The sequence below is a fragment of the Paenarthrobacter sp. NPDC058040 genome (genome assembly GCF_042885775.1).
GTDB lineage: Bacteria > Actinomycetota > Actinomycetes > Actinomycetales > Micrococcaceae > Arthrobacter.
The window spans coordinates 257,083-271,388 of record NZ_JBHVRN010000007.1 but is presented as its reverse complement, the minus strand read 5'-3'; the positions used below and the strand labels follow the sequence as shown (position 1 = coordinate 271,388).

At 64.6% G+C, this 14,306-nt stretch carries 16 protein-coding genes; 2 read left to right on the top strand and 14 right to left on the bottom strand.

The genetic code is table 11. The annotated features are described in order from the left end of the window. Positions 1–275: 275 nt before the first annotated feature. The 8 genes from ACFVSJ_RS12055 to ACFVSJ_RS12020 all read right to left on the bottom strand — a co-directional run bounded on the left by ACFVSJ_RS12055 (position 276) and on the right by ACFVSJ_RS12020 (position 7,495). Positions 276–1,244, bottom strand: coding sequence for a cyclase family protein (locus ACFVSJ_RS12055; protein WP_387437028.1), 969 nt, complete (start codon positions 1,242–1,244; stop codon positions 276–278). Next, on the bottom strand, positions 1,241–1,495 hold the full coding sequence (locus tag ACFVSJ_RS12050) for a hypothetical protein (RefSeq protein ID WP_387437027.1): 255 nt from the start codon (positions 1,493–1,495) through the stop codon (positions 1,241–1,243). The genes ACFVSJ_RS12055 and ACFVSJ_RS12050 overlap by 4 nt, the downstream gene beginning before the upstream one ends. A gap of 9 nt (positions 1,496–1,504) precedes the next feature. Continuing rightward, positions 1,505–2,842 (bottom strand): TRAP transporter large permease subunit, encoded by a 1,338-nt coding sequence (locus ACFVSJ_RS12045; RefSeq protein ID WP_387437026.1) that lies wholly within the window; start codon positions 2,840–2,842, stop codon positions 1,505–1,507. Between the two features lie 61 nt (positions 2,843–2,903). Then, positions 2,904–3,665 (bottom strand): DUF1932 domain-containing protein, encoded by a 762-nt coding sequence (locus tag ACFVSJ_RS12040; protein WP_387437025.1) that lies wholly within the window; start codon positions 3,663–3,665, stop codon positions 2,904–2,906. Between the two features lie 96 nt (positions 3,666–3,761). Continuing rightward, on the bottom strand, positions 3,762–4,400 hold the full coding sequence (locus ACFVSJ_RS12035) for a methyltransferase (RefSeq protein WP_387437024.1): 639 nt from the start codon (positions 4,398–4,400) through the stop codon (positions 3,762–3,764). A gap of 39 nt (positions 4,401–4,439) precedes the next feature. Continuing rightward, positions 4,440–5,441 carry a tripartite tricarboxylate transporter substrate binding protein gene (locus ACFVSJ_RS12030; RefSeq protein WP_387437023.1) on the bottom strand — a complete coding sequence of 334 codons (1,002 nt, stop codon included), beginning with the start codon at positions 5,439–5,441 and terminating at the stop codon, positions 4,440–4,442. Positions 5,442–5,486: 45 nt separating this feature from the next. Then, entirely contained in the window at positions 5,487–6,989 is a 1,503-nt protein-coding gene (locus ACFVSJ_RS12025) for a tripartite tricarboxylate transporter permease (RefSeq protein WP_387437022.1), read from the bottom strand. A gap of 2 nt (positions 6,990–6,991) precedes the next feature. Then, positions 6,992–7,495 carry a tripartite tricarboxylate transporter TctB family protein gene (locus ACFVSJ_RS12020; protein WP_387437021.1) on the bottom strand — a complete coding sequence of 168 codons (504 nt, stop codon included), beginning with the start codon at positions 7,493–7,495 and terminating at the stop codon, positions 6,992–6,994. Positions 7,496–7,650: 155 nt separating this feature from the next. On the opposite strand from ACFVSJ_RS12020, the gene ACFVSJ_RS12015 reads away from it, so the two are divergent. Together ACFVSJ_RS12015 and ACFVSJ_RS12010 are read left to right on the top strand one after the other, a co-directional pair. Next, complete coding sequence (locus ACFVSJ_RS12015; protein ID WP_387437020.1) at positions 7,651–8,451, top strand: IclR family transcriptional regulator; 801 nt, start codon at positions 7,651–7,653, stop codon at positions 8,449–8,451. Next, complete coding sequence (locus tag ACFVSJ_RS12010; protein ID WP_387437078.1) at positions 8,439–8,999, top strand: TenA family protein; 561 nt, start codon at positions 8,439–8,441, stop codon at positions 8,997–8,999. The genes ACFVSJ_RS12015 and ACFVSJ_RS12010 overlap by 13 nt, the downstream gene beginning before the upstream one ends. A 10-nt stretch (positions 9,000–9,009) precedes the next feature. Here ACFVSJ_RS12010 and ACFVSJ_RS12005 read toward each other — a convergent pair whose 3' ends face one another. From ACFVSJ_RS12005 to ACFVSJ_RS11980, 6 genes are all read right to left on the bottom strand, one after another. Further along, positions 9,010–9,219, bottom strand: a complete 210-nt coding sequence (locus ACFVSJ_RS12005; protein WP_387437018.1) for a hypothetical protein — start codon at positions 9,217–9,219, stop codon at positions 9,010–9,012. A 329-nt stretch (positions 9,220–9,548) separates the two neighbouring features. Next, the gene (locus ACFVSJ_RS12000; RefSeq protein WP_387437017.1) at positions 9,549–9,854 is read right to left on the bottom strand and encodes a DUF4190 domain-containing protein; all 306 of its coding nucleotides are present in this window, start codon (positions 9,852–9,854) and stop codon (positions 9,549–9,551) included. 33 nt (positions 9,855–9,887) lie between these two features. Continuing rightward, on the bottom strand, positions 9,888–10,661 hold the full coding sequence (locus ACFVSJ_RS11995) for an enoyl-CoA hydratase (RefSeq protein ID WP_387437016.1): 774 nt from the start codon (positions 10,659–10,661) through the stop codon (positions 9,888–9,890). A 24-nt stretch (positions 10,662–10,685) separates the two neighbouring features. Further along, positions 10,686–11,600 (bottom strand): 3-hydroxyisobutyrate dehydrogenase, encoded by a 915-nt coding sequence (gene mmsB / locus ACFVSJ_RS11990; protein ID WP_387437015.1) that lies wholly within the window; start codon positions 11,598–11,600, stop codon positions 10,686–10,688. An 11-nt stretch (positions 11,601–11,611) separates the two neighbouring features. Beyond that, a complete protein-coding gene (locus tag ACFVSJ_RS11985; RefSeq protein ID WP_387437014.1) occupies positions 11,612–12,673 on the bottom strand; it encodes an enoyl-CoA hydratase/isomerase family protein in 1,062 nt (353 codons plus the stop codon). After that, positions 12,673–14,172, bottom strand: a complete 1,500-nt coding sequence (locus tag ACFVSJ_RS11980) for a CoA-acylating methylmalonate-semialdehyde dehydrogenase (protein WP_387437077.1) — start codon at positions 14,170–14,172, stop codon at positions 12,673–12,675. The genes ACFVSJ_RS11985 and ACFVSJ_RS11980 overlap by 1 nt, the downstream gene beginning before the upstream one ends. Between the last annotated feature and the right edge of the window lie 134 nt (positions 14,173–14,306).

The window sequence follows — 14,306 nt, the reverse complement described above, 5'->3', positions numbered from 1 at the left end:
ACCACCTGCGCCAACCGACGCAGGCATAGTCATCAGTCAGGAGGCACTCATGCTTCGCAAGATCCAGGTCCCCGTACGCAACCACGCAAAGGCATCCGCCAGCCGAAACATCGGGTTTTGGCCCGACTTGGTCGGCAACTGGCCGGAGCCAATGCAGGCGGAAAGGAGCCGGATAGTCTGCTGATGGGCGTACTGGCCCAAAACAACGACGCCGGCCGGACAGTCACCCTGACTGTCCGGCCGGCGTCGTGCTGCGCGCCTCAGGGCTGCGCGCCTCAGATCAGCGCGGTGGCGTTCGCGGGCGAACCCGTGCCGCCCACGATGTTGAGCGGTTTGATGCTGAGGAACGCATCCCAGGTACCGGTGGTTCGCATGTGCCTGGCCAGGGGACCGAGCCGCCAGAGTTCTCCGAGTGGCATGCCCAGTTTGGCGAGGAGTTGCTGGTGCATCATGCCGTTGTCGTTGGGCGCCGACTCGAGGAACGGGCTGTCCGGTACGGCGGGGAGGCATTCGAACGCGAAGTTGTCCGCGGCAAGAACCGCGAGCTGGTTATCCCAGGCCCAGGCCACAAACTCCTCGCTCTGCGCGATTCCGGTAGCCTTTCTGCTGGCCCGGACCTCTTGCTTCTCATCGGACGGCAGACCGAGGAACCACTCGCACCAGCCCGTGTGCAGCATGAGGATGTCCCCGGGTTCCAAGGTGAGGGACTGGGCCTCAAGCGCCGCCTGGATCAGCTCGAAACCAAGCGGCTCACCGGCCGCGTGGTCGATGGGAGCCCCGGCGGTGGAGCGGTAGCTGTCGACGTCCACCAGCACACCCCGGCCAACGATTGGCTGATCCGCCCACTCCTGGATTCCGAGCTCGGACGTGCCCTCGCACACCAAGTGGTCCGGAGTGCCGTTGTAGAAGCCCACGTCATCCGCCCGGCGATGCCTGAGCCCGTCGATCTGTGTGGACCCTTGGAGGTAGTAGCCATCGAGGTAATCGTCGCGGTGGGCCGGATGCGCCGAGTAGATGATGTGCCGGGGTGCACCCCGTTTGAGCGACATTCCGGGGTCGAAGTCGTCTGCCGCGTAGTCCAGCCCGAAAACCGTACCGGTCCGGATGCACGCCTTTGCCGCCAGGACGGCTTGCGGGGTGATGAAGGACGGAGTTCCGCGGTCCTTCTCCGGGAAGAGCGCCCAGGACGTCCCGGCGAGCCGGCCTTCCCGTTCCAGCAGTTGGGCGTAGGACGGGTAGCTCATCGCGTGCCTGCTTCCTGTTTCACGTCCGTCTCCTGCCGGCTTTTGTAGCTCAACAGGAACCCTGCCACGGCGCAAACAGAGGCCGCGATGCACATACCGGGCTTGAAGAACTCGTTGAGGAACGTCAACCACGCACCCTGCCCGGCAACCAGGCCAGCGGCTTGCCCGGCCACGAACAGCACACCTCCGGCCAGGAGCACGGCGAGGGTAATCACGAAGACTGCTTGGATGGCTCGTCGTATCTGTTGCATGGTGGTTCCTTAGATGGGAAGGACGCCCAGGATGATCAGCACACCGATGCCCAGCAACGGCAAGGCATAGTGCGTGAGGAGCCTGGAGAAAGTCTTGATCGGGTTGACGTCCGCAATGCCGCACGCGACGTACAGCGGCGCACCGCCGGGCGGGACCGCGGCTTCGCAGGAGGAAAAGACAAGCACGGCAACTGCGGCCGTCGTCGCCGGTACGCCGGCTGCCACAAGCGTCGCCACGCCAACGGTCCCGACGGCGGCCATGGTCGCCGTCGCGGACAACGGCGCAGCCACGGCAATCACAATCAGGCCGATCAGGATCGCGAGCAACCACAGCGGCAGGTTCATCTGGCTCAGCAGCGCAGTCATTTGCTTGGGCAGCCCTGTTGCGGCCAAGGCGTTGGCTCCGGCGAACGCGAACACCACCGTGATTCCGACGACGCCGAAGCGCGGAGCCGACGACTCCAGCAAACTCCACCAGGCCCGGCGGTTCCGGGGAAGGAGCTTCCAGCCGAGCAAAGCGCCGGTGATGATGAGCACCACGGGAATCCACACGATGACGCTGACGGACTTGGTGATGTCGCCACCGGTCCAGTCGGACAGCGCAGAAGCAATGGCTCCAGAGGTGATGATCAGCGGAACCGCCACCACCACGAACAGCAGCAGGGTGGCCCATCCTCGACCGAACGCGGTCCGGACGGCAAGCCGATGAGCCGAATCCAACGCCGTCATTCCGCTCTTCCGGACCAGCAACCACGTGACTACCAGCCGGTGCAGGAAGCACCACAAACCGCCAACAAGCAGGGGCAGCACCAGATCGTTGATGTTCAGCAGTGGCCCGACAGTTGCCGATCCCACCAGGACGAACATGGATGCACTGAAGGGGAAGGTGATGCCCATGCCCGCATTGCCCGCCACCAGTGTGGCCGCCGATGGCTTGTCCAGCTTGGACTTCTCCATCCACGGGATGGTCACCGAGCCAACGGTCGCGGCGATGGCGGCCTGGTTGTGGACCACACCGCCCAGGCCGGCCGACGCCACCGTGGAAACCCAGGCCGGCCCGCCCTTCACGCCGCCGATCATCGAGTTCAAGAGGTCGATCAGCTTGTCCAGCACGCCCGTCCTGTCCAGGAGATACCCCATGAAGACGAACGCCATGGTGGCGTACACAATCTCATCCGTCACGGCCGAATAGAGCGACGCCCAGCCAACCTGGGCCGCGGCAGCACCAGTGAAAGGCAGGACCGCCAGGAAGCCGATGATCATGGCCTCGCCGACACTGCGCTTCAAGAGGGTGGTCCAGAGCAGGATCACGGCGAGATAGGCTCCGAGGGCCCAGATGCCGATCATGTTGGTGCTCCTGACGGGGATTGCGTTGCTGCTGAGTACTTCATTGTTGCTCTTGTCCTTACTAGCTGGCCATCCGTACCAAGGCCGCGGCGGCCGCCGTCGTCATTTCTGCCGGCACGTTCAGGTCGTCGGCGAGGTAGCTCGCGGTGTCCTGCATTTCCTTCGACCGCCGCTGCGCGTGCTTCGCCGTGCCCACCAGGAAACGGTCGATGACTGCCTGGCCGTCACCGGCCAACTGGCGCGCGATCTGGCTCCGGATCCACTCCTCCAGCCCGGCGGCCCGGCCGGCGGTGACCGCTTCGACCACCACGGACGCGAGGCCCTTCATGAGCACGCTGCGCAACAGCTTATGCGCCATGGCCGCGCCCGGTTCGCCGTCGGCAATTTCGACGTCGGTACCCAGCGGGGCGAGCAGTGCGGCTACCGCTTCGGAGCCTGGGCCGCTGACCATCAAGGGGGTCTTGGCACCTTGCGTCGGGACCGGGCCGAGGATGGCCACGTCGGCGAACGCTGCGCGGGAGGGCAACTGCCCAAGTTCCTGCATCACGTGCGGCGAGGAAGAGGTGAAGTCCGCGTAGCAGCTGCCCTCTGCGAGGACCGGAAGGCATTCCGCGGCCACGCTGCGGGCTGCCGCTGCCCCCGTCAGCACCAGGACAATGTCCGCCCCGGCGCATGCTTCGGCGGCGGTGGCTGCACGGGCAACTCCTGCGGGTGCTTCGGGAGCAACGGGGTCGAAGCCCTTGACCTCGTGGCCGGCGGCAACGAGGGCTGCCGCGTAGGTGGCTCCGGCTTCGCCGAGCCCGATGACGGTGCAAACTGTCATGATCTTGTCTTTCCTGTGTGGGTTCTGAGGGCACGCTGGCGCTGACCTGCCGGACCGGACGTTGTGGGGTCCGGCAGGTCGCTGTGTACCGGCGTTTTACTTTTGGCGGTCCGCGATGATCGCAGCGCGGCGGTTGGTTTCGTCTGCGAAGACCGCCTCCGCGGCGTCGGCGACGGCCACGGCCTGGTCCTGCGGAATGACCACCACTCCATCCGAATCGCCAATGATGATGTCGCCCGGCATGACCGGAACGCCGCCGAAGGCCACGGGGGTTCCGAGCCTGGAAGGGCCGTGCTTGTACGGTCCGGCCGGCGTCACTGCCCGCGCAAAGACAGGCATCCCGATCTCGCCCAAAGCCTCCGCGTCCCTTGCGGCACCGTCCAGGGCGAAGCCTGCGATGCCGAGGTTGATGGCCCGCTCGCCGATCAATTCGCCCAGCAACGCCCGCGATTCGTCTCCACCACCGGCAACAACAATCACGTCGCCGGGCTGGGCCAGTTGGAGTGCGCGGTGGATGCCTTGGTTGTCGCCGGGACGGGTCCACACGGTGAACGCCGGCCCTGCCAGGCGTGCGCCGGGCCAGACGGCCTGGATGGCGGAGTCTGCCACGCCGAGGCGGTCCATCGCATCGCCGATGTTGGCCGCGGGCAGCTTCGCGAGGCGGTCGAGGACCTCCCGGTCCCGGTCGGGACGGGGGAAATCTGCGTCAAGGTCTTCGAGGACGGGAGATGTCATGGTGTTTCTTCTTTCTGGAGGGTATTTGCCCGGCCTGGGCTAGTCCTTCTTCTGGACCAGCGGCAGGACCTTCTTGAAGTCGTCTTCCTGGGAAGCCCAGAACGACTTGTAGTCGGCGCCGTTCAGGTAGCTCGTCTGGAGGCCGAGGTCCTTCATCTTCTGGACGACGGTGGGGTCTTCGATCGCCTTCTGCAGGGCTGCTTCGATCTTCTTGGCGACGGCGCCCGGCAGGCCTGCCGGTGCGGAGTAGCCGCGGACTGTGCCCGCTTCGAGTTCGTAACCGGATTCCTTGAACGTGGGTACGTCAGGCAGCGACGGCGCACGCTCGGCGGTCATGACACCCAGCACACGGGCCTTCCCCTGCTTGGACAGGTCGGTCACGTCGCTGACGTTGGCAACCAGGATGTCCACGTGCTTGCCCAGGAACGCCGTGGTTGCCTGCGATGCACCCTCGGAGAAGTGGACGGGAGCGAACTCGGCACCGGTGGTTTCCTGCATCTGCGCCAGGGCGAAGTGCTCGCCGGTCTGGAGGCCCGTGGTGCTGGCCGTCATGGACTTGGGCTTTGCCTTGGCGGCGTCAAGGAGTTCCTTGAGCGTCTTGTAGGGGCTGTCCGGCTGAACGGCGATCACGGTGGGGTCGATGACCTGGCGGCCCAGCGGCTGGAAGCTGTCGCGGGTGTACTTGGCTCCGCGGGCCGGGTCCAGCGGCGAGACAACGACCGACGGGGAGCCCGTGGCGCCGATGGTGTAGCCGTCGGGCTTGGCGCTGGTGAGCTGCGTGTAGCCGATCTGGCCGCCGGCGCCGGGCTTGTTGATGACCTCTACGTTGGTGCCGAGTTCCTTTTCGAGGATCGGCTGGACCAACCGGGCGGCGGTGTCCACGGCGCCGCCCGAGGAGAAGGAAACGATCAGGTCGATCGACTTACCCTTCTTGGGGAAATCGTCGGCGGCGTTGTTGGTGGCTCCGGCGTTGGCGCCACAGCCCGTGAGGGCCATGAGGGTTACTGCAGCGAAAGCTGCGAGGATGCGTGCACGAGGCATGGGTCTTCTCCTTTGAAGTATGTGATGTGGGGGGCGGGTGGTGGTTTAGGTTTCGGGGTCTTCGGTGAGCGCCTTGGGCTTGCGGAGCTTCAGGAGCGGGCTCAGGACAATAAGGAGTCCCAACCCGATCAGCACCGCGGAGATGGGCCGGTTGACGAAGATTCCAAAGTCGCCCTGGGAGATTTCGAGCGACTCGCGCAACGACCTCTCCATGAGGGGACCCAGCACGAGCGTCAGGACCATGGGAGCGAGCGGAATATCAAGGTGCCGCAAGGCCAGGCCAAGCAGTCCGAAGGCGATCATGACGAACACATCGAAGACGTTGAAGTTGATGGTGTAGGCACCGATCACCATGAACAGCAGGATCAACGCCGTCAGGATGGATGCCGGCACGCGCAGGATCGAAGTCCACAGGCCCACCAGCGGAACGTTCAGGAGCAGCAGCAACAGGTTGCCGATGAAGAGGCTGGCAATGATGGCCCAGGCAATCTCCGAGTGCTCGGTGAACAGCGTCGGCCCGGGAGTCAGGCCCTGCTGGAGGAACGCGCCCATCAGGACGGCGATGGTGGGGGACGCAGGGATGCCGAGCGTGAACAACGGGATGAGCGCCGCATTGGCGTGGGCGTTGTTCGCCGTTTCCGGTCCCGCGACACCCTCGATGGCACCGTGACCGAGTTCCTTGCGGTGCTTGGAAAACTTCTTTTCGGCACCATAGGCCAGAAGCGAGGAGACGGAGCCCGTCATGCCCGGGATCAGTCCAAGTCCGAAGCCAATGCCGGTGCCGCGTGCCATGGACGGAACACTGCGGCGCCATTCGGTCCGGTTGGGAAGCAGGGACCTCAAACCCGGGGCATGAACAGTCTCGGCCTTTGCGTCCTTACGGTAGGACAGGATCTCCGAAAGTCCGAAGACACCCACAATGACGGCGACGAAGCTGACACCGTCCAGGAGGTTGTCCGAGCCGAAGGTGAATCGCGGAGCGCCTGCCACAGGGTCGATGCCCACCATGGAGATCAGCAGGCCAAGGGCTCCGGAGATGATGGCCTTGACCATGGACTTGCCTGCCAGCGCCACCAGGAGCGAGATGCCCACCACCATGAGGGCGAAGAATTCCGGTGGGCCAACCAGCAGGCCCATCTCACCGAGGGGCTTGGCGGCGGCCACCAGTCCGAGCGTGGCGATGGTACCGCCCACAAAGGACCCGACGGCGGCAATGGTCAGCGCCGCTCCGGCCTTGCCGATCTTGGTCATGGCATAGCCGTCAATGGTGGTGATCGCAGAAGCCGCCTCGCCTGGCGTGTTCAGCAGGACGCTGGTGATGGTTCCGCCGTAGGCCGTGCCGTAGAAGATGGCGCACAGCATGATGATGGCCCCGGTGGCGTCGAGGTTCATGGTGAGGGGGATGAGCAGGGCGACGCCGGCTACCGGGCCGATGCCGGGAAGCACACCGATGATGGTGCCCAGGAGGCAGCCCAGGAAGGCGAAGATCAGGTTCTGCCACGTCATGGCAGCAGCGAAGCCGCCAATCAGTTCGTTGAGTGTGTCCACGTCTAGAGTCCGATCGAGTTCAAGAGGGGGATCCCCGCCGTGGGCAGGGTGACGTTAAGTCCGTAGTTGAAGGCGTAGAACGCCCCTACGCTGCCGGCGAGCGCGATGATCAGCGACGAGATCCAGCCCCTGCGGCCACGCACTTTCAGGTGGTAGAGCAAGAACAGGAACATGCTGAGTTGGAAGCCGATCAGGTCCAGCACGGCTGCCAGCACGGCAAGGCTCACGACGACGGCAATCACCAGGCCGCCGTCCACTCCCCCGGGCGTTTCACTGGGCTTGCGCAGTTCCTGCACCAGCCACACGGCGGACATGGCCACCAACAGCACGCCCATGGCGAAGGGGAACAACCCAGGGCCTGGGCCAAGGGTGGTCCACAGGCCGAGGCTGATGGAACTGATGAGGACGTAGACGCCAACTACGGTGAAAGCGCCAATACCCGCGAGCACGGACTTCGCGACCCTCCCCTTGATTCGGGGCTCGGCCATAAGTGACTCCGTTGTCATGGTTTCCTTCTTAGGTTTTTCTGGTTCCTCCATCCCGGCGATCCTTACATTGTGCGGATCTAAATTTCATAGAATGAAAGAATATTGCGTATGGAGAAATAGTGACAGGAGCCACAATGCATGTCAAGCGCAAGGACCTTACATAGAATGAAAGGATGACCGTGAGCTCCACGCATTCAGCCGGCGCAGCCGAGGATGGCCCAAAAGCCGCCAACATGCGATCCCTCTCCAGGGCCATGGAAGTCTTTGCCGAGCTGCAGCGCGCCGAGCGTCCGCAGCGGCTCAGCGATCTCGCCAGGACCTGTGGCATGAGCCTCCCCACCACGCTGCGGATCCTGCGGGTACTCCAGGATTTCGGCATGGTCAGCCAGACCGACAAGTCCTACCGCATAGGTCCCGCGGTGCTGCCGGCAGCACGCAGCTATCTGGAGAACGATCCCTTGGTGGTCGCGGCCCGTCCCATCCTGCAGCAGGCGGCCACCCAAACCGGGCTCACAGCCTCGCTGTACACGCGCCTGGGATTTGAACGCATCCTGGTGGCCCGCGTCGACGGCGAATCCCCGCTGCGCTACGACCTTCCGCTCGGCAAGCGCCTGCCCCTGACAGTGGGCGCCGCCGGGAAGATCCTGCTGGCCACGGCATCAGAGGCGGAGCTGGATCAAGTGACAGCGGCCGCGATCACGGCAGGCCACGAAAAGGACACATTCTCGGTGGAGGAACTCCGCAGCCGCCTGCCCCAGGACGGAGCGGACTTCGCCTACTCGGAGGACGAACGGGCCACCGGCGTCCTCTCGGTAGCCGTCGCCGTACCACACCCGAACGCGCGGCCCAGCGAATCCATTGCCCTGACCAGCCCCGTGGAAACCGCCACAGAGGAAGCCCTGAAGGCCGGGGTCCCGGAGCTTAGGCGGGCTGCCGGCCGGCTCTCCGAACTCCTGCAGGGATCCGTCTACTAGGCTCCGTCTACCAGGATTACCAGTTCTGCGACGCGTTCACCGCACTCCTCGGGCAGGCCGTTGCATCAGCGCCATCGCTTCCCTCGCGGCTGGTCTTCGCCAAGGTCCTGGGAGCATTCGCCTCCGATGAGAACACCTATTTCCAGGACTGCTTCAATGAACTCGGCGTGCCGGAAAAGGACAGGCTGGCACCGAAACTGGGGCCAACCACCGGGAAATTTGATGCCCTGATGCGCAGCGCGCTGCACACCCGCTCATACCCTGATGTGCTGGCAGTACTGCTGGTCGCCGAATGGCTGTACGGAGACTGGGCCGCCCGCGCCGGCGACGCCGGTGCGTGGCCCGCGGAAGCAAAGCATGCCGAGTGGATACGCCTTCACAACAGTCCGGAGTACAACGCGTGGGTGTCGTGGCTGGGCGGAGAGTTTGACTCCGTCGAGCCCCAATCCACCGAGGTCCGGGCGCGCGTTGCGGCGACCTTCCTCGAGGCGGTCCGCCTGGAACGTGAATTCTTTGACGCCGCACTGGCGGCATCACCCACCCGCTGAGGGAGCCAGGTCAGGGACTCTGGAGCTCCACCAGCGTGAGGTCGAGGATCTGCAGGTCGGTGCCCTCAACAGGCATCATGCCTTGGATGAAGGCTTCGAATTCCTCCACGCCGGCCATGCCCCCGCGGGCAAAGAACTCGATCCAGAGGTCAGTCAGGGACAAGTCTCCTTCGGCGAGGACATCCGTAGCCTCCCGCCGGACACTATCCTGATTGATCACGTCCGGAACCTTCCGCTTCGTCATTACTGACACCCCCAGGCAGGCCAGTCCTTGCTCGACTTCTGTCTCCGTACAACCATATTATCAGCATGCTTAGCAATGGGCTATTGATCGCCCATTTCCGTAGTGTCGTCCGCCGCGGCACACTGTTCAGGGACCCCGGCAAGGTCGGTCCAGTGCCAGTTGTCCGGGCAGCGGTGGTTGTCGCAGTACTTCCACGTCATGGTGTTCCTCGCTCACGTCGATGGGGGTCCGCCAAAGGACGGCCCCGCCCACGACTAGTGTCGGAACTCCCGGTTAGTGACGCAGGAAAGACAGTGAGCTGCGCCCTATCGAGTGAACGTATAGATGAGCGCGGAGACCAGCGACAATGCCGCAATCCCGTAGCCAACCACCAAGGCAGAGATGGCGAAGGGGCGTCCTCGCTCCCCGCGCTGTTCAATCTGCTTCAACGCAACGTGCCCGGCACCTACAACGAACACGGCGATGATCGCCATACCCGCGAGGAACAGCCCGACGATCGCCAGTGCTGCCATGGCCGCCGAGACGATGGCCAGGTTGTTGACGGGATTGCTCTCCAGTACGGATTCGGCTCCGGCTTCCGAAGCGTCGGCGCGAACACTCTCCATTGACATGTTTCTCTCCCCATTTGGTCCGTGCCTTGGAGTCTAACGGTGTTTGAACTCCGGTTGACGCTTTTCGGCAAACGCCGCCATGCCTTCCTTTTGGTCCTCCGTCGCAAACAACGAATGGAACACCCGCCGCTCGAAGACCACGCCCTGCGCGAGCCCCATCTCGAACGCGGCATTGACCGCCTCCTTCGCCACCATCGCCGCGGGCTTGGACTTGGAGGCGATGACTTCCGCAGCCTTCAACGCCTCGTCAAGCAATTCGGCCGCGGGCACCACGCGCGAGACCAACCCGGAACGCTCGGCTTCCTCGGCCTCCATGAAACGCCCCGTCAGGACCATGTCCATCGCCTTGGCCTTGCCCACGGCACGGGTCAGCCGCTGGGACCCTCCCATGCCTGGAATCACGCCCAGGTTGATCTCCGGTTGGCCGAACTTGGCGTCGTCCCCGGCGATGATGAAATCGGCCATCATGGCGAGTTCGCAACCGCCACCCAGGGCAAATCCGGACACCGCTGCAATGACCGGGATGCGCAGGCGCGTGAGGTCCTCCCAGTGCCGGAACCAATCCGCCGCATACATCTCCATGTAGCTGTTTGAGGACATTTCCTTGATGTCTGCGCCCGCGGCGAAGGCCTTCGCCGATCCCGTGATCACCACTGCGCCAACGCCAGGATCACGGTCCATGTCCGTGACAGCCTCGACGAGCTCATTCATGAGCGCCGTATTCAACGCGTTCAGCGCCGAGGGCCGGTTCAGCGTCACCAGGCCAACCCGGCCCCGGCGCTCTACCAGGATGTTCTCGAACGTCATACTCTCCCTCTCAGCAGCCAACATTTACTCGGACTTGTCGCGGATATCGGTGATGATGCCGGAGAAGTCCCGTGCGGCGCCCTCTCCGGCGGCAAAGGCATCGTAGATCCTGGACGCCAACGGCCCCATTTCAGCCGCAACACCTGTGCTTTCCAGCGCGTTCACTGCCAAGCGCAGATCCTTGGCCATCAGCGCCCCGGCGAATCCTGGCTGGTAGTCGCGGTTGGCAGGGCTCGTGGGCACGGGTCCCGGGACCGGGCAGTTGGTGGTCAACGCCCAGCACTGTCCCGAGGCATTGGAAGCGACGTCGAACAGGGCCTGATGCGTGAGCCCCAGCTTCTCGCCGAGCACGAACGCCTCGGACACGGCAATCATGGAGACGCCGAGGATCATGTTGTTGCAAACCTTCGCGGCCTGCCCCGCACCGTGGTCCCCGCAATGGACAATCCGTTTGCCCATGAGCTCAAGGATGGGCTTCACGGTGTCAAAATCTTCCGGCAAAGCGCCCACCATGAACGTCAACGTTCCGGCCTCGGCACCCACCACGCCACCGGACACGGGAGCATCCACGGACCGGTGCCCCGCCGCGACGGCCAGGGAAGCCGCTTCGCGGGCCTCGTCCACATTGATGGTTGAGCAGTCCAGGAACAGCGTGTCCGGCTGCGCAATCGAAAGCAGGCCCGGTCCACCCACGCCGCGGTACGCGTCCAGCACGTGTTTGCCGCTGGGCAGCATGGTCAGCACCACCGCTGCGTCCCGGGCAGCGTCCGCCGCCGAGTCTGCCATGGGCACGCCATGGGCCTTGGCTGCTTCCACGGCTGCCGGCACGGGGTCGTAGCCGATCACCTCATGCCCTGCCTTGATCAGGTTGGCTGCCATGGGACCGCCCATATGGCCGAGCCCGAGGAAAGCAATGAGTCCCGTTTCATTCGTTGCCATGATCGTCTCCTTCAACTCGACTGGACTGGCGTTGCGGCAAGTCCAAGCTCCCGCTCACCGAGCGGCGCAAAGTAGCCCTCGACGTCGGACTCGTGGACTTCGGCGAGCGTGGCAGGTTTCCATTGCGGGTTGCGGTCCTTGTCCACCACCTGGGCGCGGATGCCCTCCCGGAAATCGGGGCCGGCCAGGCACCGCAGGCCTACGCGGTATTCCTGGTCCAGGGCCTCTTCGAGGGACAACCCACGGACGCGCCGCAACGACTCCAAAGTGACCTTGACCGACGTCGGCGACTTGGCCTCGATGGTGTCTGCCACGGCCGCGGCCTCTCCCCCGGCAGCGCGGAGTTGCCGGACGATCTCCTCAGCGTCGTCGCCGGCGTAGCAGTGGTCGATCCAGTCGCGCTGGGCCGCCAGTGCCGAGTCCGGCGCAGCTTGGGCAAAACGCACGACGGCGTCTTCCGCAGTCGAGCTTTCCAATGCTTCCGCGAGCGCCGGGAGGCTTTGGGACGGCACAAAGTGGTCCGCGAGTCCGAGGAACAGTGCATCCGTGCCGCCCAGGTGCGCGCCCGTCAGCGCGGCGTGGGTTCCCGTCTCCCCCGGTGCGCGGGAGAGCAGAAGGGTGCCGCCGACGTCGGGCACGAACCCAATGGTGGTTTCCGGCATGCCGGTACGCGTACGCTCGGTCACCACGCGGACTGAGCCGTGGGCGGAAACGCCCACGCCGCCGCCGAGCACCAGGCCGTCCATGAAGGCGACGTAGGGCTTGGGGTAGCTGGCGATCAGTGCGTTGAGCCGGTACTCGTCGGCCCAGAAATCGGCGGTTTCCGAACCTCCGTGCAGCATGTCCTTGTAGATGGCCACGATGTCGCCACCGGCGCAGAGTCCGCGGTCGCCGGCACCCTGGACCAGGACCGTCCCAATGGAATCGTCATCAGCCCAGGCAGCCAACTGCTGCAGCATGGCTTTCACCATGCCCGCATTGAGGGCGTTGACTGCCCGGGGCCGGTTGAGCGTCACGATGCCGAGGTGGCCGCGGCGCTCGAAGAGAACGTCTTTCTCCTGCACTTCTCCCATCAGCTGCCTGCCGGCATCACGAAGCTGGCGCCTTGGCGGATGCCGGAGGGCCACCGCGAGGTGACGGTTTTGGTCTTGGTGTAGAAACGGAAGGCATCGGCGCCGTGCTGGTTGAGGTCCCCGAAACCGGACGCTTTCCAGCCACCGAACGTGTAATACGCGATCGGGACGGGAATCGGAACGTTGATGCCCACCATGCCCACTTCCACGCGGCTGGCGAAGTCCCGGGCGGAGTCACCGTCGCGGGTGAAAATAGCGACGCCGTTGCCGAACTCGTGCTCGCTGCAGAGCCGCAGCGCCTCGTCGTAGTCCGCCGCGCGCAGCACGCTCAGGACGGGTCCGAAGATCTCTTCCTTGTAGATCTTCATGTCCTTGGTGACATTATCGAAGAGCGTGGGACCCACCCAGAACCCACCGTCGTAACCCTCCACCGTCAGGCCCCGCCCGTCGGTGACGAGGGTGGCGCCTTCGTCCACGCCGGACTGGATGTACCCCTCGATCCGTTCCTTCGCCGAGGCCGCCACGACCGGGCCGAAGTCCACGTCCTTGTCCATGCTGTGCCCCACGCGGAGGTCCTTGACCCGTTCGCTCAGCTTGGCCACCAACGCATCAGCGGTTTCCTGGCCCACGGGGACCGCCACCGAGATCGCCATGCACCGCTCTCCCGCGGAACCGTACCCGGCACCAATCAGGGCGTCGGCAGCCATGTCCAGATCGGCGTCGGGCATGATCACCATGTGGTTCTTCGCCCCGCCAAAACACTGAGCCCGCTTCCCGTGCGCTGCCGCGGTGGCGTAAATGTACTGCGCGATCGGGGTGGACCCCACAAAGCCGATCGCCTTCACGCGCGGGTCCTCCAGCAGCGCGTCCACCGCTTCCTTGTCCCCGTTGATCACGTTGAAGACACCGTCCGGGACCCCGGCTTCGCTGTACAGCTCGGCCAGGCGCAACGGAACGGACGGGTCCCGCTCGGACGGTTTCAGGATGAACGCGTTACCCGCAGCAAGCGCCGGGCCGGACTTCCACAACGGGATCATGGCCGGGAAATTGAACGGGGTGATGCCCGCAACCACCCCGAGGGGCTGGCGCAACGAGTGGACATCAATCCCCGCACCGGCGCTGTCCGAGAACTCACCCTTGAGCAGATGCGGGGCACCGGCGGAGAACTCCACCACCTCGATGCCGCGCTGGATATCGCCCTTCGCGTCCGCGAACGTCTTGCCATGCTCGGAAGAGAGCAGCGCGGCGAGTTCGTCCATGTTCTCGTTCACCAGGTCCACGAACTTCAACAGGATCCTGCCACGCCGCTGCGCGTTCATGCCGGCCCATTCAACCTGGCCCTTCTCCGCATTCGCGATCGCGTTGCGGACCTCTTCCGCACTGGCCAACGGAAGCCTGGCCTGGACCTCGCCCGTGCAGGGATCATAAACGTCACTGAAACGGCCCGACACGCCATCGACCCGTTGCCCGCCTACATAATGTGAAAGCTCGCGCACCATGGTGGAAATGCTCCTTTGCATTCGTGAATGATCGCCGTGCCGATCGGCCGTGGCGCCTGGCTGGAGCACCGCGGCAAAACGCTGCCAACTGTGATCCAGATCATCTCTGATCCCGAATATACTCGGACTTCCTA

Coding starts and splice junctions, on each gene's coding strand:
- ACFVSJ_RS12055 (WP_387437028.1), bottom strand. CDS start 1,244: ATGAGCTACCCGTCCTACGCCCAACTGCTGGAACGGGAAGGCCGGCTC.
- ACFVSJ_RS12050 (WP_387437027.1), bottom strand. CDS start 1,495: ATGCAACAGATACGACGAGCCATCCAAGCAGTCTTCGTGATTACCCTC.
- ACFVSJ_RS12045 (WP_387437026.1), bottom strand. CDS start 2,842: ATGATCGGCATCTGGGCCCTCGGAGCCTATCTCGCCGTGATCCTGCTC.
- ACFVSJ_RS12040 (WP_387437025.1), bottom strand. CDS start 3,665: ATGACAGTTTGCACCGTCATCGGGCTCGGCGAAGCCGGAGCCACCTAC.
- ACFVSJ_RS12035 (WP_387437024.1), bottom strand. CDS start 4,400: ATGACATCTCCCGTCCTCGAAGACCTTGACGCAGATTTCCCCCGTCCC.
- ACFVSJ_RS12030 (WP_387437023.1), bottom strand. CDS start 5,441: ATGCCTCGTGCACGCATCCTCGCAGCTTTCGCTGCAGTAACCCTCATG.
- ACFVSJ_RS12020 (WP_387437021.1), bottom strand. CDS start 7,495: ATGACAACGGAGTCACTTATGGCCGAGCCCCGAATCAAGGGGAGGGTC.
- ACFVSJ_RS12015 (WP_387437020.1), top strand. CDS start 7,651: ATGACCGTGAGCTCCACGCATTCAGCCGGCGCAGCCGAGGATGGCCCA.
- ACFVSJ_RS12000 (WP_387437017.1), bottom strand. CDS start 9,854: ATGTCAATGGAGAGTGTTCGCGCCGACGCTTCGGAAGCCGGAGCCGAA.
- ACFVSJ_RS11995 (WP_387437016.1), bottom strand. CDS start 10,661: ATGACGTTCGAGAACATCCTGGTAGAGCGCCGGGGCCGGGTTGGCCTG.
- mmsB (WP_387437015.1), bottom strand. CDS start 11,600: ATGGCAACGAATGAAACGGGACTCATTGCTTTCCTCGGGCTCGGCCAT.
- ACFVSJ_RS11985 (WP_387437014.1), bottom strand. CDS start 12,673: ATGGGAGAAGTGCAGGAGAAAGACGTTCTCTTCGAGCGCCGCGGCCAC.
- ACFVSJ_RS11980 (WP_387437077.1), bottom strand. CDS start 14,172: ATGGTGCGCGAGCTTTCACATTATGTAGGCGGGCAACGGGTCGATGGC.